The 18,106-nt window shown below is 73.7% G+C and carries 17 protein-coding genes and 2 pseudogenes; 15 read left to right on the top strand and 4 right to left on the bottom strand.

Annotated elements, in window-relative coordinates; genetic code table 11:
* The first annotated feature begins 18 nt into the window (after positions 1 to 18).
* Positions 19 to 814 (top strand): annotated as a pseudogene (locus tag C2142_RS13085) (HU family DNA-binding protein).
* Positions 815 to 1,225: 411 nt separating this feature from the next.
* On the opposite strand, the pseudogene cofC reads toward C2142_RS13085, so the two are convergent.
* Positions 1,226 to 1,897: pseudogene (gene cofC / locus C2142_RS13080) on the bottom strand (2-phospho-L-lactate guanylyltransferase); the annotation flags it as partial.
* 216 nt (positions 1,898 to 2,113) lie between these two features.
* On the opposite strand from cofC, the gene C2142_RS13075 reads away from it, so the two are divergent.
* The 3 genes from C2142_RS13075 to C2142_RS13065 all read left to right on the top strand — a co-directional run bounded on the left by C2142_RS13075 (position 2,114) and on the right by C2142_RS13065 (position 5,189).
* Positions 2,114 to 2,947, top strand: a complete 834-nt coding sequence (locus C2142_RS13075; protein ID WP_148642802.1) for a lysophospholipid acyltransferase family protein — start codon at positions 2,114 to 2,116, stop codon at positions 2,945 to 2,947.
* Complete coding sequence (locus C2142_RS13070; RefSeq protein WP_148642801.1) at positions 2,944 to 3,945, top strand: NAD(P)H-dependent glycerol-3-phosphate dehydrogenase; 1,002 nt, start codon at positions 2,944 to 2,946, stop codon at positions 3,943 to 3,945. Before C2142_RS13075 ends, C2142_RS13070 begins: the two co-directional genes overlap by 4 nt.
* A 101-nt stretch (positions 3,946 to 4,046) precedes the next feature.
* Positions 4,047 to 5,189, top strand: a complete 1,143-nt coding sequence (locus C2142_RS13065; RefSeq protein WP_148642800.1) for a D-alanine--D-alanine ligase family protein — start codon at positions 4,047 to 4,049, stop codon at positions 5,187 to 5,189.
* A gap of 88 nt (positions 5,190 to 5,277) precedes the next feature.
* Here C2142_RS13065 and C2142_RS13060 read toward each other — a convergent pair whose 3' ends face one another.
* On the bottom strand, positions 5,278 to 5,790 hold the full coding sequence (locus tag C2142_RS13060; protein WP_241002552.1) for a DUF3515 domain-containing protein: 513 nt from the start codon (positions 5,788 to 5,790) through the stop codon (positions 5,278 to 5,280).
* A gap of 20 nt (positions 5,791 to 5,810) precedes the next feature.
* Positions 5,811 to 6,044 carry an Lrp/AsnC ligand binding domain-containing protein gene (locus tag C2142_RS13055; protein ID WP_148642799.1) on the bottom strand — a complete coding sequence of 78 codons (234 nt, stop codon included), beginning with the start codon at positions 6,042 to 6,044 and terminating at the stop codon, positions 5,811 to 5,813.
* A 209-nt stretch (positions 6,045 to 6,253) separates the two neighbouring features.
* Between C2142_RS13055 and C2142_RS13050 the strand changes: the two genes are divergently transcribed.
* From C2142_RS13050 to thiD, 3 genes are all read left to right on the top strand, one after another.
* Positions 6,254 to 7,219: a thiamine-phosphate kinase gene (locus C2142_RS13050; protein ID WP_148642798.1), complete on the top strand. Its 966-nt coding sequence runs from the start codon at positions 6,254 to 6,256 to the stop codon at positions 7,217 to 7,219.
* A gap of 176 nt (positions 7,220 to 7,395) precedes the next feature.
* On the top strand, positions 7,396 to 8,421 hold the full coding sequence (locus C2142_RS13045) for a 6-phosphofructokinase (protein ID WP_148642797.1): 1,026 nt from the start codon (positions 7,396 to 7,398) through the stop codon (positions 8,419 to 8,421).
* 95 nt (positions 8,422 to 8,516) lie between these two features.
* A complete protein-coding gene (gene thiD, locus C2142_RS13040) occupies positions 8,517 to 9,305 on the top strand; it encodes a bifunctional hydroxymethylpyrimidine kinase/phosphomethylpyrimidine kinase (RefSeq protein ID WP_241002551.1) in 789 nt (262 codons plus the stop codon).
* Between the two features lie 127 nt (positions 9,306 to 9,432).
* On the opposite strand, the gene rpmB is transcribed toward thiD, so the two are convergent.
* Positions 9,433 to 9,618, bottom strand: a complete 186-nt coding sequence (gene rpmB / locus C2142_RS13035; protein WP_014138233.1) for a 50S ribosomal protein L28 — start codon at positions 9,616 to 9,618, stop codon at positions 9,433 to 9,435.
* A gap of 299 nt (positions 9,619 to 9,917) precedes the next feature.
* Between rpmB and C2142_RS13030 the strand changes: the two genes are divergently transcribed.
* The 8 genes from C2142_RS13030 (at position 9,918) to rpmF (ending at position 18,091) form a co-directional block, all read left to right on the top strand.
* The gene (locus tag C2142_RS13030; RefSeq protein ID WP_241002550.1) at positions 9,918 to 11,549 is read left to right on the top strand and encodes a DAK2 domain-containing protein; all 1,632 of its coding nucleotides are present in this window, start codon (positions 9,918 to 9,920) and stop codon (positions 11,547 to 11,549) included.
* A gap of 73 nt (positions 11,550 to 11,622) precedes the next feature.
* A complete protein-coding gene (gene recG / locus C2142_RS13025; RefSeq protein ID WP_148642794.1) occupies positions 11,623 to 13,842 on the top strand; it encodes an ATP-dependent DNA helicase RecG in 2,220 nt (739 codons plus the stop codon).
* A 99-nt stretch (positions 13,843 to 13,941) separates the two neighbouring features.
* Positions 13,942 to 14,475 (top strand): hypothetical protein, encoded by a 534-nt coding sequence (locus C2142_RS13020; RefSeq protein WP_148642793.1) that lies wholly within the window; start codon positions 13,942 to 13,944, stop codon positions 14,473 to 14,475.
* An 88-nt stretch (positions 14,476 to 14,563) separates the two neighbouring features.
* Positions 14,564 to 15,148, top strand: coding sequence for a 16S rRNA (guanine(966)-N(2))-methyltransferase RsmD (gene rsmD / locus C2142_RS13015; protein ID WP_148642792.1), 585 nt, complete (start codon positions 14,564 to 14,566; stop codon positions 15,146 to 15,148).
* A 52-nt stretch (positions 15,149 to 15,200) separates the two neighbouring features.
* A complete protein-coding gene (coaD, locus tag C2142_RS13010; protein ID WP_148642791.1) occupies positions 15,201 to 15,692 on the top strand; it encodes a pantetheine-phosphate adenylyltransferase in 492 nt (163 codons plus the stop codon).
* A 196-nt stretch (positions 15,693 to 15,888) separates the two neighbouring features.
* Positions 15,889 to 17,079 carry an ATP synthase F0 subunit B gene (locus tag C2142_RS13005; protein WP_148642790.1) on the top strand — a complete coding sequence of 397 codons (1,191 nt, stop codon included), beginning with the start codon at positions 15,889 to 15,891 and terminating at the stop codon, positions 17,077 to 17,079.
* 191 nt (positions 17,080 to 17,270) lie between these two features.
* A complete protein-coding gene (locus tag C2142_RS13000) occupies positions 17,271 to 17,915 on the top strand; it encodes a DUF177 domain-containing protein (protein WP_148642789.1) in 645 nt (214 codons plus the stop codon).
* Between the two features lie 2 nt (positions 17,916 to 17,917).
* Positions 17,918 to 18,091 (top strand): 50S ribosomal protein L32, encoded by a 174-nt coding sequence (gene rpmF, locus C2142_RS12995; RefSeq protein WP_030056747.1) that lies wholly within the window; start codon positions 17,918 to 17,920, stop codon positions 18,089 to 18,091.
* Positions 18,092 to 18,106 lie beyond the last annotated feature (15 nt).

Below are 18,106 nucleotides of genomic sequence, written 5' to 3'. Positions count from 1 at the left end.
GTTTCCGAAGGGGAAGACGTGAACAAGGCTCAGCTTGTCGAAGCGGTGGCCGAGCAGCTGGGCGGTCGCAAGGCTGCCGCAGAGGCCGTCGACGCAGTGCTCGACACCATGGTCCGCGCCGTTGTGGCCGGTGACCGGGTGTCGGTCACCGGTTTTGGCACCTTTGAGAAGGTGGAGCGCTCCGCGCGCTTCGCCCGCAACCCGCAGACCGGCGAGAAGGTCAAGGTCAAGAAGACCTCGGTGCCCCGCTTCCGCCCCGGCCAGGGCTTCAAGGACCTGGTCAGCGGCAGCAAGAAGCTGCCGAAGGAAGGCCCCTCGGTGAAGAAGGCCCCCAAGGGCTCCCTCACCCCGGGCAAGAGCGGTGTCGCCGCGACCCCGGCCGCCAAGCGCGCCGCCACCAAGCGTGCCGCTGCCGCCGCCGCGACCCCGGCCGCCCAAGCGTGCCGCTGCCGCCGCCGCGACCCCGGCCGCCGCCACCAAGCGTGCCGCTGCCGCCGCCGCGACCCCGGCCGCCGCGACCAAGAAGGCCGCCGCCAAGAAGACGGCGACCACCGCCGCCGCCAAGAAGACCACGGCCACCGCCGCGAAGAAGGCGACCGCCACCAAGAAGGCCACCCCGGCCGCGGCGAAGAAGACCACCGCGACCGCCGCCAAGAAGACCACGGCCGCCGCCAAGAAGACGGCGACCACCGCCGCCGCCAAGAAGACCACGGCCACCGCGGCGAAGAAGGCGACCGCCACGGCCAAGAAGACGGCTCCGGCGAAGAAGACCGCCACCCGCAAGACCACCGCGCGCAAGAGCACCGCGAAGTAGTCCGCGGACGGCCTTCCAGAGCCGTGGCGCACCTCCACCCGGGGCCCGGGCGGACGGGACCGCCACGGCTCTTCGGTTTCCGGGGCGCGGCCCGGCGGGTGCGCGCGGGCGTCAGGGCCCGGCCGGGTCCGGGAAGGTCTGCAGCGTCACGAAGACCACCCGGCGGGCCTCGCCGGTGCCCTCGGTGCGGATCCGCACCCGCTGGCCGGGACGGAGCAGCCGCAGGCCGCCCGCATCGAAGGCGGCGGCGTCGAACGGCACCGGCGTCCCGTCGTCGAGGAGCACGGAGCCGGCCCGGGTGGCGGGGTCGAAGGTGAACGCGGTGGCCTGCATGAAAGCAGCATAGCGAGCGGCACCGACAGTCCCGGCGGCGTCTCGGCCGAGTCCGGCGGGCGGCCCCGGGGCGTAGCCGAGCCGGGCCGACAGGGCGCCGGTGTGCGGGCCGACGCCGAGCGCCAGGGCCTCGCCGAGGTCGGCCCCGGTGTCGACGTCCCGGCGAACCGACTGCACGCCGTCCAGCCGTAGTTCGAGGGCGCCGCCGGCCGCGTGCCGGGCCCGTGAGCCGTCGCCGAAGGCGGGGGAGAGCGGGCTGCCGGGGGCGCAGGCGAGCAGGGTGGTGCCCAGGCCGGGGGCGTCGGCCAGGAAGGCCCGGCCGGCCGGTGGCACGGCGGCCAGCACCCGGGCCAGTTCGGCCGGGCGCAGGGCCGGCAGGTCGGCGGAGAGCACGGCCAGCGGGGCGCGCGGAGCGATCGCCAGCGCGGCCGCGGCGCCGTGCACCAGTGCGTGGTTGAGGCCGCCGCCCGGCTCGTCGCCGACCACGACGGCGCCGAGCGCGGCCAGCCGGCCCGCGGCCACGGCGTCCCGGGTGACCACCAGGACCCGGGCGACGCCGGGCGTGGCCAGCGCCGCGCCGACGGTGTCCAGGGCGAAGGAGAGTGCCAGGTCCGGGCGGTGCTCCCCGGCGAACGGGGCCAGCCGGGTCTTCGCCAGGGCGAGCGGCTTGAGCGGCAGTACCAGCGACCAGCCGGCGGTGGGTGCGGCGGGCGCGACGGGCCCGCTGGGGCGTACGGTGTCCTGGGTCATCGGCGTCATTGTGACGCCGGTCCCGGAACCCTCGCCAGGCCGTCCGAGCTGTACGGACGTGCGTTTGGTCACGCCCGCCCCGACGTGCTGGCGGGGTTGCTCGACAGGCGTTCGCGGTCGGGCGAGACTGTTCCGCGCTCCGGGCCCCGAACGGGGGCCGCGGATGGCGAGAGACTGCGGCACCCCACGTGCCGCACCGGATGAGGAGGACCTGGGGTGGCCCGCCGCTCGTACGCCAGCTTCGGCAACGCCGACTACGGCATCTGGTACCGCTTCGCGGCCGTGCTGGTGAAGCCGGTGACGACCGCGCTGGTCAAGCCCGACTGGCGGGGCTGGGAGCACCTTCCCAAGGAGGGTGGCTTCATCACCGCGGTCAACCACAACTCGATCCTCGACCCGGTGATCTACGCGCACTGGCAGTACAACAGCGGGCGGCCGCCGCGGATGCTCGGCAAGTCCTCGGTGTTCTCGGTGCCGTTCATCGGCTTCATGCTCCGCAAGACCCGCCAGATCCCGGTGTTCAGGGAGTCGACCGACGCCGCGCGGGCCTTCCGGGCCGCGGTCGACGCGGTGAACGACGGCCAGTGCGTGCAGTTCTACCCCGAGGGAACGCTCACCCGGGACCCGGACCTGTGGCCGATGACGGGCAAGACCGGCGTGGCCCGGGTCGCGCTGATGACCGGCGCGCCGGTCATCCCGGTGGCGCACTGGGGCGCGCAGGAGATCATCCCGCCGTACGGCAGAGCCACCGCGGGCAGAGGCAGAATCAACCTCTTCCCGCGGCACAAGGTGACGGTGGCGGCCGGGCCGGCCGTGGACCTGAGCAGGTACGAGGGCCAGGAGCTGACCTCGCAGGTGCTCCGGGACGCCACCGAGGACATCATGCAGGCGATCACCGTCGTGCTGGCCGGCATCCGCGGCGAGGAGCCGCCCGCCGAGCGTTACGACATGCGTACGGCGGCCCGGGACCGGGCCACGGCGGCTTCGGCCGAGCGGCATCGGGCCGCGGGCGGCAAGCGTGGCAACGGTACCGAGGAGGCCGGCAAGTGACCCGATGCGCCGTGTTCGGGACGGGTTCCTGGGGGACCGCGTTCGCGATGGTGCTGGCCGACGCCGGCTGCGAGGTGGTGCTCTGGGGGCGCCGCCAGGAGCTGGCCGACGCGATCAACACCACCCACGTCAACCCGGACTACCTGCCGGGCGTGGAGCTGCCGGCCTCGGTCCGGGCCACCACCGACGCCGCCGAGGCGCTGGCCGGCGCCGACTTCGCGGTGCTGGTGGTCCCCTCGCAGACGCTGCGCGAGAACCTCGCCGCCTGGGCCCCCCTGATCGAGCCGCAGACCGTGCTGGTCAGCCTGATGAAGGGCATCGAGCTCGGCACCGCCAAGCGGATGAGCGAGGTCATCGAGGAGGTCACCAAGGTCGGCCCGGAGCGCGTCGCGGTGGTCAGCGGCCCCAACCTGGCCCGTGAGATCGCCAACCGGCAGCCCGCCGCGAGCGTGGTGGCCTGCACCGACGAGGCCGTCGCCAAGCGGCTCCAGGCCGCCTGCCACACCCCGTACTTCCGTCCGTACACCAACACCGACGTGATCGGCTGCGAGCTGGGCGGCGCGGTGAAGAACGTGATCGGCCTGGCGGTCGGCATGGCCAACGGCATGGGGCTCGGCGACAACACCAAGGCGACGCTGATCACCCGCGGGCTGGCCGAGACCACCCGGCTGGGGACCGCCCTCGGCGCCGACCCGCACACCTTCGCCGGGCTCGCCGGGATGGGCGACCTGGTGGCCACCTGCTCCTCGCCGCTGTCGCGCAACAACACCTTCGGCACCAACCTGGGCCGCGGGATGTCGCTGGCCGAGACCATCGCGGCCACCCGGCAGACCGCTGAGGGCGTGAAGTCCTGCGAGTCGGTGCTCGACCTGGCCCGGCGCAGCGGCGTCGACATGCCGATCGTCGAGGCGGTGGTGGACGTGGTGCACAACGGGCGCCCCACCCAGGAGGCGTTGCAGACCCTGATGTCCCGCTCGGCCAAGGCGGAACGCCGCTGAGCCGGCCCGGTGCCGTCGGCACCGCGCCGACGGCACCGGGCGGGTACAGACCGGGTGGCTGACTTTCCGGAAACGCCCCGCACGGTACTCTCAAACGCGATATGAGCATCGAACAGACCTCCCAGAACCCGTCCGCGAAGCCGCGCGTAGCGATCGTCTTCGGTGGCCGCAGCTCCGAGCACGGCGTCTCGGTCGTCACCGCGGGCAGTGTGCTCAGGGCGATCGACCGCGAGAAGTACGACGTGCTGCCGATCGGCATCACCCAGGAGGGCCGCTGGGCCCTGGTCGGCGACGAGCCGGCCCGGATGTCCATCACCGACGGCCGGATGCCCGACGTGGCGCAGGTGGCCGAGGCCGTCGACGGCCAGGTCGCGCTGCCGGTCGCGCCGGGCCACCGCGAGGTGGTCCTCAGCGAGCCGGGGGCCACTCCCAAGGCGCTCGGCGAGGTCGACGTGGTCTTCCCGCTGCTGCACGGCCCCTGGGGCGAGGACGGCACCCTCCAGGGCCTGCTGGAGCTCTCCGGCGTGCCGTACGTCGGCAACGGCGTGCTCTCCAGCGCGGTCGGCATGGACAAGGAGTTCACCAAGCGGATCCTGGCCTCGCACGGCCTGGGCGTCGGCCGGTACACCATCGTCCGCCCGCGCGAGTGGGAGACCGAGGCCGGCCGGGCCGCCGTCCGCGAGCGGGCCGCCGGGCTGGGCCTGCCGCTCTTCGTCAAGCCGTGCCGGGCCGGTTCCAGCATGGGCATCACCAAGGTGAAGGACCTCGCCGCGCTCGACGCCGCGATCGAGGAGGCCCGCCGCCACGACCCCAAGCTGATCATCGAGGCCGGGGTCGCCGGCCGCGAGATCGAGTGCGGGGTGCTGGAGTTCGAGGACGGCCCGCGGGCCAGCGTGCCGGCCGAGGTGCTGGTCGGCGGCGACTACGAGTTCTACGACTTCGAGGCCAAGTACATCGACTCCTCCGAGGTCCGCGTCCCCGCGGAGCTCACCGAGGCGGAGACCGCCGAGATCCGCCGCCAGGCGGTCGAGGCCTTCGAGGCGCTCGGCTGCGAGGGCCTCGCCCGGGTCGACTTCTTCCTGCTGGACGACGGCAGCTGGATCATCAACGAGATCAACACCATGCCCGGCTTCACCCCGATCTCGGCCTACCCGAAGATGTGGGAGGCCACCGGGCTGTCGTACCCGGAGCTGATCGACCGGCTGCTCCAGGCGGCGCTGCGCCGCTCGACCGGCCTGCGGTAACCGCGCGCACGGACGGACGAAGGGCGGGCCGGGAAGCTCCCGGCCCGCCCTTCGCGCGGTCGTACCGCTGGTCCCGCCGTTCGTACCGCTACGGGATGTTGGCCTTCACCAGGTCGGAGAGGGCGGAGACCGGGTCCAGCGGGTTGGTGAAGGCGCCGCTGGGCACGGTGATCTCGACGTAGGCCTTGCGCATCGTCGAGGTGAACCGGTAGCCGCCGTCGTCCAGCTTCTGCTGCCACCAGGTGACGTCGTTGACGGTGGGGGACAGGTCGCCGGCGGCGGGGCCGTTCAGCTCCTCCGGGCGGTCCACGCCGCAGCGCAGCACGGTGCGCGGCGAGCTGGCCCACGCGGCCACGTACGGGGAGGCCGGCGTCGGGTCCTTGCGGGCGTGGCCGAGCAGCTCCTGCGGCAGTGCGGCGGCCAGCGCCCGGCAGTACCCGGCCGCCTTGGGGGCCGGCTCGGGCACCTCGATCTTCGCGGGCGCGCTCCAGCTGCCGAGCAGCACCACCACGGTGCAGGTCAGCGCAAGCGGCAGTGCCAGCCACCGGACCGGGGCCGGCAGTGCCGCCAGGAAGCGGGGGACGCGGAGTTCTCGGGCCACCCGCCGATGGTAGCCGGGCCTTACAGGTGGACCACCGGACAGGTGAGGGTCCGGGTGATGCCCTCGACCTGCTGGACCTTGGCCACGACCAGGCGGCCGAGGTCGTCCACGGTCGAGGCCTCCGCCCGCACGATCACGTCGTACGGGCCGGTGACGTCCTCGGCCTGGAGGACACCGGGGATCTTGGAGATGGCATCGGCCACGGCGGTGGCCTTGCCGACCTCGGTCTGGATCAGGATGTATGCCTGTACCACGGGGGGACCTCCCGGCGGCTGGGTACGGGGACTGCCGCCGTGATCGCCCGGTCAGGCGTCGGGGGTGGGAGCGGGCTCACCGGCAGACTGATCACCACGCTACCGCGCAGCGGGCCGGGGAGGGGAGACCTCTGCACCCGTGGAGGGCGTACGCTGCGCGCGGGGGTGCGCGGACAACGAGTTCTGATGGAAACGCGAGAGGACGGCAGATGCAGGGGACCGTGGGCGAGCTCGGCGAGTTCGGCCTCATCAGGGAGCTGACCGCCCGGGTGCCGCTCACCGAAGCGGTCGACCTCGGCCCGGGCGACGACGCCGCCGTGGTGAAGGCGCCGGACGGCCGGGTGGTGGCGACCACGGACGTGCTGATCGAGAACCGGCACTTCCGCCGGGACTGGTCGACCGCCTACGACGTGGGCCGCAAGGCCGCCGCCCAGAACCTCGCCGACGTCGCCGCGATGGGCGCGGTGCCGACCGCGATACTGCTCGGCCTCGTCGCCCCCGCCGACCTGCCGACCACCTGGGCCACCGAGCTGATGGACGGGCTGCGCGACGAGTGCCAGGTGGCCGGTGCGACGGTGGTCGGCGGCGACGTGGTGCGCGGCGACGTCATCACGCTGGCCATCACGGCGCTCGGGGACCTTCAGGGGCGCGCGCCGGTGACGCGCGCCGGGGCCCAGGTGGGCGACGTGGTCGCGGTCACCGGCTGGCTCGGCTGGTCCGCCGCCGGGCTGACCGTGCTCCAGCGCGGCTTCCGCTCGCCGCGCGCCTTCGTCGAGGCGCACCGCCGGCCCGAGCCGCCGTACCACGCGGGCCCGGCGGCCTCCGAGTTGGGCGCCACAGCGATGGTCGACGTGAGCGACGGGCTGGTGGCCGACCTCGGCCACGTCGCCCGGGCCAGCGGCGTGGACATCGACCTGCGTGCCGCCGACTTCGACGTCCCGGCCCAGATGGCCGACATCGGCCAGGCGGTCGGGGTGGACCCGCTGGTCTGGGTGCTCTCCGGCGGCGAGGACCACGCGATCGTCGCCACCTTCCCGCGCGGGGTCCAACTCCCCGCCCGCTGGCGCGTGGTGGGTGAGGTCACGGCCCGCGCCCGGGCGGCCCGCGGCGGCCGGGTGACGGTGGACGGGCAGGCCTGGGACCGGGTCGGCGGCTGGGACCACTTCGCCGAGTGACCGGCGCGGCCGGGCGGCCGCACCCGGCGGGCGGCGGCGTACGGACGGCGCGCGGCGCTCCGGCGAGCAGCACGGGCCCGGGCGGGAGGACGGCGTAGGCTTGCGCCGAACCGATCCCGCCCGCCCGTCCGGCGCGGGTGGTCTGAACCACTGCAGAGCGGGAGAGCCCACCCACCATGCGCATCGGTGTTCTGACCAGCGGCGGCGACTGCCCCGGCCTCAACGCGGTGATCCGTTCGGTGGTGCACCGGGGCACGGACGTCCACGGCGACGAGATCGTCGGCATCGAGGACGGCTTCCTCGGCCTGATCGAGGGCCGCGCCCGGCCGATCTCGCACGACGACGTCACCGGTCTGCTGACCCTCGGCGGCACCATCCTCGGCTCGGCCCGGGTCAAGCGCGAGCGGATCGCCTGGGCCGTGGAGAATGCGCAGACCCTCGCCCGGGACATCGGCATCGACGCGCTGATCGCGATCGGCGGCGAGGGCACGCTGACCGCGGCCAGGATGTTCAGCGACGCCGGGCTGCCGGTGGTCGGGGTCCCGAAGACCATCGACAACGACATCGACGCCACCGACGTCACCTTCGGCTTCGACACCGCGGTGCACGTCGCCACCGAGGCGATCGACCGGCTGAAGACCACCGCCGAGTCCCACCAGCGCGTGATGGTGGTGGAGTTGATGGGCCGGCACACCGGCTGGATCACCCTCACCGCAGGCATGGCGGGCGGCGCCCACGGCATCCTGATCCCGGAGAAGCCGTTCGACATCGAGGCGGTGGCCCGGATGGTCGAGGACCGGTTCTCCCGCGGCAAGAAGTTCGCCATCATCGCCGTCGCCGAGGGCGCCGCCCCGCTGCCCGGCACCCTGCGCTTCGACCACGGCGACGTCGACCAGTTCGGCCACCAGACCTTCGGCGGGATCGGCAACCGGCTCGCCCACGAGCTGGAGAACCTGCTCGGCAAGGAGGCGCGGCCGGTCATCCTCGGCCACACCCAGCGCGGCGGCACCCCCACCGCCCGCGACCGGGTGCTCGCCTCCCGGTTCGGCTGGCACGCGGTGGAGGCCGTCCACGAGGGCGCGTTCGGCCACTTCACCGCGCTGCGCCGCAACGACATCGCGCTGGTGCCGATCGCCGAGGCGGTCACCCGGCTCAAGACCGTGCCGCCGGACCGCTGGGCGGAATCGGAGGCCGTGCTCTGAGCGGTCGGGGGTAGGTTGACCTCATGTCCCTCCCGTCGCCCGCCCCCGCCCCCGGTGGCCGCGCTCCGCTCGGCCCCTCCGAAGTCCCTCCCCGTGTGGCACCTCCCCGCGTCCTCACCGTCGCCGGCTCCGACTCCGGCGGCGGCGCCGGGATCCAGGCCGACCTGAAGGCGATGCTCGCCCTCGGCGTCCACGGCATGAGCGTGATCACCGCCGTCACCGCGCAGAACTCGCTCGGCGTCCAGGGGTACTGGGAGCTGCCGGCCGAGGCGGTCCGGGCCCAGTTCCGCAGCGTGGTGGACGACATCGGCGTCCAGGCCGTGAAGACCGGCATGCTCGCCTCGATCGAGCTGGTCGAGACCGTCTCCGGACTGCTGGCCGGGGTGGACGCCCCGGTGGTGGTCGACCCGGTCGGCGTCTCCAAGCACGGCGACGCGTTGCTGGCCGCCGAGGCCGTCGCCACCGTCCGGGAGCGGCTGCTGCCGGTCGCCACCCTCGCCACGCCCAACCTGCACGAGGTGACGCAGCTCACCGGCCGCACCGTCGAGCACGAGGGCCAGATGCTGGACGCGGCCAAGGCGCTGCTCGACCTCGGGCCGCGCTGGGTGCTGGTCAAGGGCGGGCACCTGGAGGGCGAGGCCGCCGACCTGCTCTACGGCGGGGCGGGTGAGGAGTACTGGTACCGCGCCCCCCGCTACGACAACCGGCACACCCACGGCACCGGCTGCACGCTGGCCAGCTCGATCGCCGCCGGGCTGGCCAAGGGCGAGCCGCTGCCCGAGGCGGTGGCCTCGGCCAAGGAGTACATCACCGGCGCGATCGCCGGCGGCTTCGCGCTGGGCGCCGGCATCGGCCCGGTCGACCACGCCTGGCGCTGGCGCTGAAACGTCCGAAGGGCGGGCCCGGAGGCCCGCCCTTCGGCAGAGGTCGGCAGGTTTGCCGGAGAGACAGAAAGCCGGTCCATCCGAGGATGGACCGGCTCACTGGAGGACCGGCATACCGGTCTGCGCGTCAGCGCGAGACCTTACCGGCCTTGATGCACGAGGTGCAGACGTTGAGCCGCTTCGGCGTCCGCCCAATCACAGCGCGCACCGTCTGGATGTTGGGGTTCCAACGACGGGGGGTACGGCGGTGAGAGTGGGAGATGCTGTTGCCGAAGCCCGGCCCCTTGCCGCAGACGTCGCAGTTGGCAGCCACAGGAGTCACTCCAAGACTTCAGATCATTTACGTTCGAAACCCCGCCGACCCACCGGAGCACTCACGTGAACCAGACCGGACCAAGGGGGTGAGCCTGGACTGTTCCAGGCAACCGGAAGAGCATACAACGCTTGCTTCCGTTCAACGAAACTACCACGACCGCGCAGGTGATCGCTGCGCCCGCTGCCCCCGGCACCCGCCCCCGGCCCCCGATAACCTGCCGGTATCACCCCTTGCCGCTGCCCTGAATGTGTTGCTGCCCCTCAGGCCATCGCGGCGTCCCATCCGGAGGAGACCTGGTGCTGCACACGCTCGACGCCCCGGCCGTGCGCAGCTGGTGCCAGCTGGCCCTGCGTGCGCTCGGCCAGGCCCGCGAGGAGATCGACGCACTCAACGTCTACCCCGTCCCGGACGGCGACACCGGCACCAACCTCTACCTGACCGTGGAGTCGGCCGCCGCCGCCGTGGAGAGCCGCTTCGCCGACCCCGCCGCCGGCCCGCCGCCCGGCCTCGCCGAGGCGGTCCGGGAGATGGCCCGCGGCGCGCTGATCGGCGCGCGCGGCAACTCCGGGGTGATCCTCGCCCAGTGGCTGCGCGGCACCGCCGAGAAGCTGGCCGAGGGCGGCGGCGCGGACCAGCTGCGGGCCGCCCTCCAGCGGGCCGCCGACTCCGCCTACCAGGCCGTCGCCGAGCCGGTCGAGGGGACGCTGCTGACCGTCGCCCGGGTTGCCGCCAGGGAGGCCGTCCGGGCCGGGGACGGCCTCGGCCAGGTCGCCGAGACCGCCTACCGGGCCGCCCGGGACGCGCTGCGGCACACCCCCGAGCAGCTCTCCGTCCTGGCCGAGGCCGGGGTGGTGGACGCCGGCGGCCGCGGCCTGGTCGCCGTCCTGGGCGCCCTCGCCGACGCCGTCGCGGGCCACCAGCCGATGGGCCCGGTCGCGCTGCGCGGGGAAGTCCGGCTCGCGGAGCGCTGCCTGAGCCACGTCCGGCCGCCCGGCCCCGGCCACCCCGCCTTCGAGGTGATCTACCTGTTGGACGCCCCCGACACGGCCCTGCCCGCGCTGCGCGAGCGGCTCGCCGCGCTCGGCGACTCGCTGGTGGTCGGCGGCGGCGACGGCCTCTGGAACGTCCACGTGCACGTGGACGACGCGGGCGCCGCCGTCGAGGCCGGGGTGGGCGCCGGGCGGCCGCACCAGATCCGGATCACCCACTTCGCCGAGGCCGCCGCCCGCTCCGGCACCGCCGACGACCGGGGCGAGCGCGAGGAGCGCACCAGGGCGGTGCTCTCGGTGGTCTCCGGCACCGGCCTGGCCGAACTCTGCGAGCAGGCCGGCTCCGTCGTCCTGCACGCCGACCCGGACCGCCCGCCGGCCAGCGCCGAACTGGCTGCCGCCGTCCGCCGGGCCGGCGCCCGCGAGGTCGTCCTGCTGCTCAACGACCCCGAACTGCGGGCCGCCGCCGGCGCCGCCGCCGACCAGCTGCGCGAGGAGGGCGTGCGGATCGCCGTCCTGCCGACCCGGTCGCCGGTCCAGGGCCTGGCCGCGCTCGCCGTGCACGAGGCCGGCCGGCGCTTCGACGAGGACGTCGTCGCCATGACCTCGGCGGCCGGTGCCACCCGGTACGCCGAACTGGCCGTCGCCGAGGGGGAGTCCTGGACGATGGCGGGCGTCTGCCAGGCCGGGGACGTGCTCGGTCTGATAGACGGGGACGTCGTGGTGATCGGCACCGGCCCGGCCGAGGTCGGGACGATGGTGCTGGACCGGATGCTCGGCGCCGGCGGCGAACTGGTCACCCTGATCCTGGGCGGGGGCGCGCCCGAGGGCCTCGCCGAGGAGCTGGTCGCGCACGCCCGGCACCGCAGGCCCGAGGTCGACGCGGTGGTCTTCCACGGCGGCCAGGAGTCCGCGCCGCTGCTCATCGGGGTGGAGTAGCCGGTCGCCGGGGCGCAGCGGCCCGGCTGGGCCGTGCCCGGATTGTCGGTCCGGTGGTGTAAACAAGGGCCTGATGGGCGCTCTCGATGAACCACTGACCAAGCTCGTCGGCGACCGGACCGCCAAGGTGCTCGCCGACAGCCTCAAGCTGCGCACGGTCGGGGACCTGCTGCACCACTATCCGCGCCGCTACGTCGAACGCGGCCAGCTCACCAGCCTGGACGAGCTGGAGATCGACGAGCACGTCACCGTGCTGGCTAGGATCGAGAAGGTCACCCTGATCCCGTTCCGCGGCCGCAAGGGGGACCGCCTGGAGGTGGTCGTCACCGACGGCCGCAGCCGGCTCTCGCTGGTCTTCTTCAACCAGGGGTGGCGGCAGAAGGACCTCAAGGCCGGCGCCCAGGGCCTGTTCGCCGGGAAGGTCGGCGTGTTCAACCGCACCCGCCAGCTGGTCTCGCCGGACTACCAACTCCTCGACGAGGAGGCCGGGTCGGACGCCGCGCAGCAGTTCGCCGGCCGGCTCATCCCGGTGTACGGCGCGAGCGCGCAGATGCCCAGCTGGAAGCTGTCGATCTGCATCGAGACGGCCCTCACCAAGCACCTCGGCGACGTCGGCGAGCCGCTGCCCGCCGAGCTGCGCGAGCGGCACGACCTGATCCCGCTGCCCGAGGCCCTGGAGCTGATCCACCGCCCGCGCAGCCAGGCCGACCGTGAGCGCGCCCAGGGCCGGCTCCGGTGGGACGAGGCGTTCGTCCTCCAGGTCGCGCTCGCCCAGCGCCGGGCGGCCGACTCCGCCCTGCCCGCCAAGCCGCGCAGGGCCCGCGAGGGCGGCCTGCTGGACGCCTTCGACGCCCGGCTGCCGTTCACCCTCACCGAGGGCCAGGAGAAGGTCTCCGCCGAGATCGCCGCCGACCTGGCGAGCGAGCACCCGATGCACCGGCTGCTCCAGGGCGAGGTCGGCTCGGGGAAGACATTGGTCGCGCTGCGCGCCATGCTCGCCGTGGTCGACGCCGGCGGCCAGGCGGTGCTGCTGGCGCCCACCGAGGTGCTGGCCCAGCAGCACCACCGCTCGGTCGTCGAGATGATGGGGGACCTCGCCGAGGGCGGCATGCTCGGCGGCTCCGACCTCGGCACCCGGGTGGTGCTGCTGACCGGCTCGATGGGCGTCCCGGCCCGCCGCCAGGCGCTGCTGGACATGGCCTGCGGGGACGCGGGCATCGCGATCGGCACCCACGCGCTGATCGAGGACAAGGTGCAGTTCCAGGACCTCGGCCTGGTGGTGGTGGACGAGCAGCACCGCTTCGGCGTCGAGCAGCGGGACGCGCTGCGCGCCAAGGGCGAGCAGCCGCCGCACCTGCTGGTGATGACGGCCACCCCGATCCCGCGCACCGTCGCGATGACCGTCTTCGGGGACTTGGAGACGTCCGTGCTGGACCAGCTGCCGGCCGGCCGCTCGCCGATCTCCACCCACGTCGTCCCGGCCGTGGAGAAGCCCAACTTCCTGGCCCGGGCCTGGGAGCGGGTCCGCGAGGAGGCGGCCAAGGGCCACCAGGCGTACGTGGTCTGCCCCCGGATCGGGGACGAGGAGCCCGCCGACCCGAAGGCGGCGAAGAAGAAGCGCCAGGCCCCGGCCGCCGAGGACGACCTGGAGGACGTGGGCGCCGGGAGCGACGAGCGGCGGCCCCCGCTCTCCGTGGTGGAGACCGCGGAGATGCTGGCGAAGGGCCCGCTGGCCGGGCTGCGGGTGGAGATCCTGCACGGCCGGCTGGCGCCCGACGCCAAGGACGAGGTGATGCGCCGGTTCGCCGCCGGCGAGGTGGACGTCCTGGTGGCCACCACGGTGATCGAGGTCGGCGTGAACGTCCCGAACTCCACCGCGATGGTGATCATGGACGCGGACCGCTTCGGCGTCTCCCAGCTGCACCAGCTGCGCGGCCGGGTCGGGCGCGGCAGCGCGGCCGGCCTCTGCCTGCTGGTCAGCGACATGCCGGCGGCCAGCCCCGCCCGGGCCCGGCTGGACGCGGTGGCCGGCACGCTGGACGGCTTCGAGCTGTCCCGGATCGACCTCGAACAGCGCCGTGAGGGCGACGTGCTGGGCCAGGCGCAGTCCGGGGTGAAGTCCTCGCTGAAGGTGCTCTCGGTGCTGGAGGACGAGGAGGTCATCGTGACCGCCCGGGCCGAGGCCACCCGGCTGGTCGCGGAGGACCCGGCGCTGGCCGCCCACCCGGACCTGCGCACCGCACTGGAGAGCCTGCTCGACGCGGACCGCGCCGCCTACATGGAGAAGGGCTGAGGGCCGGGCCCCCGGATTGTCAGACCCCCGCGAGAGAATGTAGTTGTTCAGGGCGCACCCTCAAGGTGCGTACCTGGCACGACACTTGGGGGTCCTGCCATGGCATTCCGTCATCTCAACGAGCTCCCGCTGGGCGACAAGGTCTTCCGGATCGAACTCGCCAGCGACGACGACCGCGAGGTCACCCTCACCCTGACCGGCTGGCGTGAGGGGGCGGCCGCCGCGCCGCTCGCCTCGGGCAAGCTCCGCCTGCCGGTCGAGGACGTCGCCTCGCTGCGGATCGCGCTCAACCGCGCACTCCGGGCACTGGCGATCGTCGCCGACGTCTCCGAGCCCATCCCCGACCGCGACGTGCTGCGCGAGCTGTACCCCGGCCACGGCGCCCCCTGGGTGCCGCAGCACGAGGAGGAGCTGGTCCGGCGGTTCCACGACGGCGAGACCGTCGCCCGGATCGCCGCCCGCTTCGGCCGTACCCCCGACTCCGTCCGCACCAAGCTGCGCGAGCTCGGGCACGACCCGCGCCGCCCCGAGTTCTGCCCGCCCGACGGCTGCCTCTCGTGGTCCCGCTACGCCTCGCCGGCGCTGCTCGGCGCGGCGGTCCCGGCCCAGTCCGCGGCGGCGGACGCGAGCTGACCGCGTGACGCGGTGCCCCGCCGGTCGGACCGGCGGGGCACCGTCCGTATAGCGTGGGCGGGCAGCGACGAAAGGACCTCCCACCACCATGACCCGCGTCATCGCCGGGGCGGCCGGCGGCCGCCGGCTGGCCGTACCGCCCGGCCGGAGCACCCGCCCGACCTCCGACAAGGCCCGTGAGGCGATGTTCTCCACCCTGGAGGCGCTCCGCGGCACCCTGCACGGGGCCCGGATGCTGGACCTCTTCGGCGGCTCGGGCGCGGTCGGCCTGGAGGCGCTGTCGCGCGGCGCCGAGCACGTCCTGCTGGTCGAGGCGGACGGACAGGCGGCCCGGGTGATCCGGGAGAACGTGCGGACCGTCGGCCTGACCGGCGCGGTGGTGCAGGCCGCCCGTGCCGAGAAGGTGATCGCCGGCCCGACCCCGGAGACCCCGTACGACCTGGTCTTCCTCGATCCGCCGTACGTCGTCACCGACGACGAGGTGCGCGAGATGCTGATCACACTCCTCGCCGGGGGCTGGCTCGCGGACGAAGCACTCGTCACCGTGGAGCGCAGCACCCGAGGCGGCGCGTTCGGCTGGCCCGAAGGCTTCGAGGAGCTGCGCTCCCGCCGTTACGGCGAGGGCACGCTCTGGTACGGTCGCGCCGCCGCCGAGGCCCGCCAGAACCCGTAGCGGGCCGAGGAGGCCCGCAGCACCCGTCACCCCACGAGGGAGCATCCACGCCATGCGCCGCGCCGTCTGCCCCGGATCGTTCGACCCGATCACCAACGGTCATCTCGACATCATCGAGCGGGCCTCGAAGCTGTACGACGTGGTGCATGTCGCGGTCGCGATCAACCGGAACAAGCAGGGCATGTTCACCATCGAGGAGCGGATCGAGCTCATCGAGGAGACCACTGCCAAGTACGGCAACATCGTGGTCGAGTCGCACCTCGGCCTGCTGGTGGACTTCTGCCGGGAGCGCGGCATCCCGGCGATCGTCAAGGGCCTGCGCGCCGTCAGCGACTTCGACTACGAGCTGCAGATGGCCCAGATGAACCACGGGCTGACCGGCGTCGAGACGCTGTTCCTGCCGACCTCGCCGACGTACAGCTTCCTCTCCTCCACGCTGGTCAAGGAGGTCGCCTCGTACGGGGGCGACGTCTCGCACCTGCTGCCGGAGACGGTGCACCGCCGGCTGGTCGAGCGGATCGCGGAGCGCCGGGCGCAGCAGTAGCGGCCGCGGAACGGGCACGTCCGTTTCTGCCGGTTCATCACCACTTGTCCCGGGTGCGGCCGGGTGGGCCGGTCCGGGCGTTGTGACCTCGCCCCGCAGTGGCCGTACAGTCTGTACTCCCTGCCCTGCGGTGAGGTCCACCGCGCCGGGCCTGCCTCCGCCGGACCGTCGGCGGCACACGGAAAGACGGAGCCCCGTGGACGTGCAGAACAAGGTCGACGAGATCGTCGCGGCCGTCGAGAACGCCCGCTCGATGCCCATGTCGGCCTCCTGCGTGGTGAACCGGGCCGAGCTGGTCGGCCTGCTCCAGGACCTCAGGTCGGCGTTGCCCGCCGAGCTGGCCCACGCCCAGTCGGTGATGGCCGACCACGAGCAGGTGGTGGCGGACGCCGAGGCCGAGGCCGAGCGGATCATCCAGGGCGCGCACGCCGAGCGCGGCTCGCTGATCTCGGACACCGAGGTGGTCCGCCGGGCCCAGGCCGAGGCGGACCGGATCCTCGCCGAGGCGCGCGCCGAGGTCGAGACCAAGCGCGCCGAGGCCGACGACTACGTGGACAGCAAGCTCGCCAACTTCGAGGTCGTGCTCACCAAGACGCTCGGCGCCGTCGGCCGCGGCCGGACCAAGCTGCGCGGCGACTCCAGCGTCTTCGAGACCGAGCACGACGGCGAGGGCGACGGCGAGGAGTTCCGGCCGCAGCCGAGGATCACCCCGAGCCCCGAGGTCGACGAGTACGTCGACGTGAAGCTCGCCACCCTGGAGAACGTGCTCGGCGCGACCCTGGAGGCCGTCGGCAAGGGCCGCGACAAGCTGCTCGGCAAGGCCCCGATCGACGAGCTGGGCGCCTACCTGGCCGCCGCCGACCAGGCCCAGCAGGCCAAGGACCGGGCCGAGGCGGTCGCCGCCGGCTTCGCCGCCGAGGCCAACGGCGACGACATCGCCTGGTACCGCGAGGACGTGCCGCAGCAGCAGACCTGGCCCGAGCAGACCCCGGCCGCGGCCGGCTGGCAGGACCCCGGCACCGACCAGTACGCCGCGGCCGCGCAGCAGCCCGGCGGGCAGTACGCCGAGGTGTACGGCGGCGGCTACGACCCGGCCGGCCAGGCCGACCCGTACGGCGCGCAGTACGCCTACGGGCAGCAGCAGCCGGCCTACCCGGCCGGGCAGGAGCAGGGCGAATGGGGGCAGCCCGGGCCCGAGGGCCAGGGGGGCTACCAGCAGCCGCAGCAGGGCTACGCGGCGCAGCAGTACGACGCCTACGGCTACCCGCAGCAGCCGGCCAACCCGCCCGCCCTCCCGCAGCAGCAGCAGGCCGGCCTGGACGAGACCAGCTTCTTCGACACCAGCATGATCGACATGACCCGCCTGCGGGAGCTCGGCGGCCGCTGAGCCGGGCGCCGGCCAGCCGGCGGCCCGGTCCGGGGCACCGGACCGGTCGGGCCGGAAGGACCGAAGTTGGGCCTGGCGGGAGACTCCGGTAGTCTGACCACTCCGGCCTCTCCGTGTCGGGCTGTCGGTCTGCCCGCGCATCCTCCGGTGAGCAGCGCCGCGCATCAGTTTTCTCAGGAAGTCAGGACACCTTGAACCGCCTCGACCACCGCGACCCCCTCGTGTTCGACACGCACGAGCTCGGCCGTCGCCCGGGCTCGCTGCGCAAGGTGTCCCGCACTCTGGAGGCCCCCGAGGGCCTCGGGATCATCGATGTGATCGGCGTCCCGGAGAAGAGCGAGATCCGGCTGGAGCTCCGCCTGGAGTCGGTGGTCGAGGGTGTGCTGGTCACCGGCACGGCCGAGGCCCACGTCGAGGGCGAGTGCGTGCGGTGCCTGGAGCCCGTCGAGGACGACCTCGACGTGGACTTCCAGGAGCTGTACTACTACCCGGAGTCCGACGAGCGTCACCGCGCCCGGACCGCCGGGGCCGAGGACCTCGACGAGGACCCGGAAGAAGAGACTTACCGTCTGGAGGGCGACTTCTTCGACCTCCAGCCGGTGCTGCGTGACGCGGTGGTGCTCGCACTGCCGCTGCAGCCGGTGTGCCAGGAAGACTGCCTGGGCCTGTGCTCCGAGTGCGGAGCGCGCCTGAGCGACGACCCGGCGCACCACCACGACGCCGTCGACCCCAGGTGGGCGGCTCTGCAGGGACTCTCCGCCGCCCCCGGCGACGAGGGTGACGGGATCAAGAACAGCGACACCCGTGAGGGTGCCGCCGAGAACCAGGAGAAGTAGCCGTGGCTGTTCCGAAGCGGAAGATGTCGCGCAGCAACACGCGCCACCGCCGTTCCAACTGGAAGGCCGTCGTTCCGGCCCTCGTGGCGTGCGACCGCTGCCACGAGCCGAAGCTCGGCCACATCGCGTGCCCGAGCTGCGGCACGTACAACCGTCGCCAGGTCCTCTCGGTCTGATCGGCGGGGTGTACG

It is taken from the genome of Streptomyces sp. CB01881, from assembly GCF_002953255.1.
Classification (GTDB): Bacteria; Actinomycetota; Actinomycetes; order Streptomycetales; family Streptomycetaceae; genus Kitasatospora.
The sequence above is the reverse complement of the archived record's forward strand: the minus strand, read 5'-3'. Positions and strand labels throughout refer to the sequence as shown.

What these genes read in the sequence shown, in the direction of transcription:
- C2142_RS13050 (WP_148642798.1), top strand. Translation starts at nt 6,254, where the DNA reads ATGCAGGGGACCGTGGGCGAGCTCGGCGAGTTCGGCCTCATCAGGGAG.
- recG (WP_148642794.1), top strand. Translation starts at nt 11,623, where the DNA reads ATGGGCGCTCTCGATGAACCACTGACCAAGCTCGTCGGCGACCGGACC.
- rsmD (WP_148642792.1), top strand. Translation starts at nt 14,564, where the DNA reads ATGACCCGCGTCATCGCCGGGGCGGCCGGCGGCCGCCGGCTGGCCGTA.
- C2142_RS13020 (WP_148642793.1), top strand. Translation starts at nt 13,942, where the DNA reads ATGGCATTCCGTCATCTCAACGAGCTCCCGCTGGGCGACAAGGTCTTC.
- C2142_RS13045 (WP_148642797.1), top strand. Translation starts at nt 7,396, where the DNA reads ATGCGCATCGGTGTTCTGACCAGCGGCGGCGACTGCCCCGGCCTCAAC.
- coaD (WP_148642791.1), top strand. Translation starts at nt 15,201, where the DNA reads ATGCGCCGCGCCGTCTGCCCCGGATCGTTCGACCCGATCACCAACGGT.
- C2142_RS13065 (WP_148642800.1), top strand. Translation starts at nt 4,047, where the DNA reads ATGAGCATCGAACAGACCTCCCAGAACCCGTCCGCGAAGCCGCGCGTA.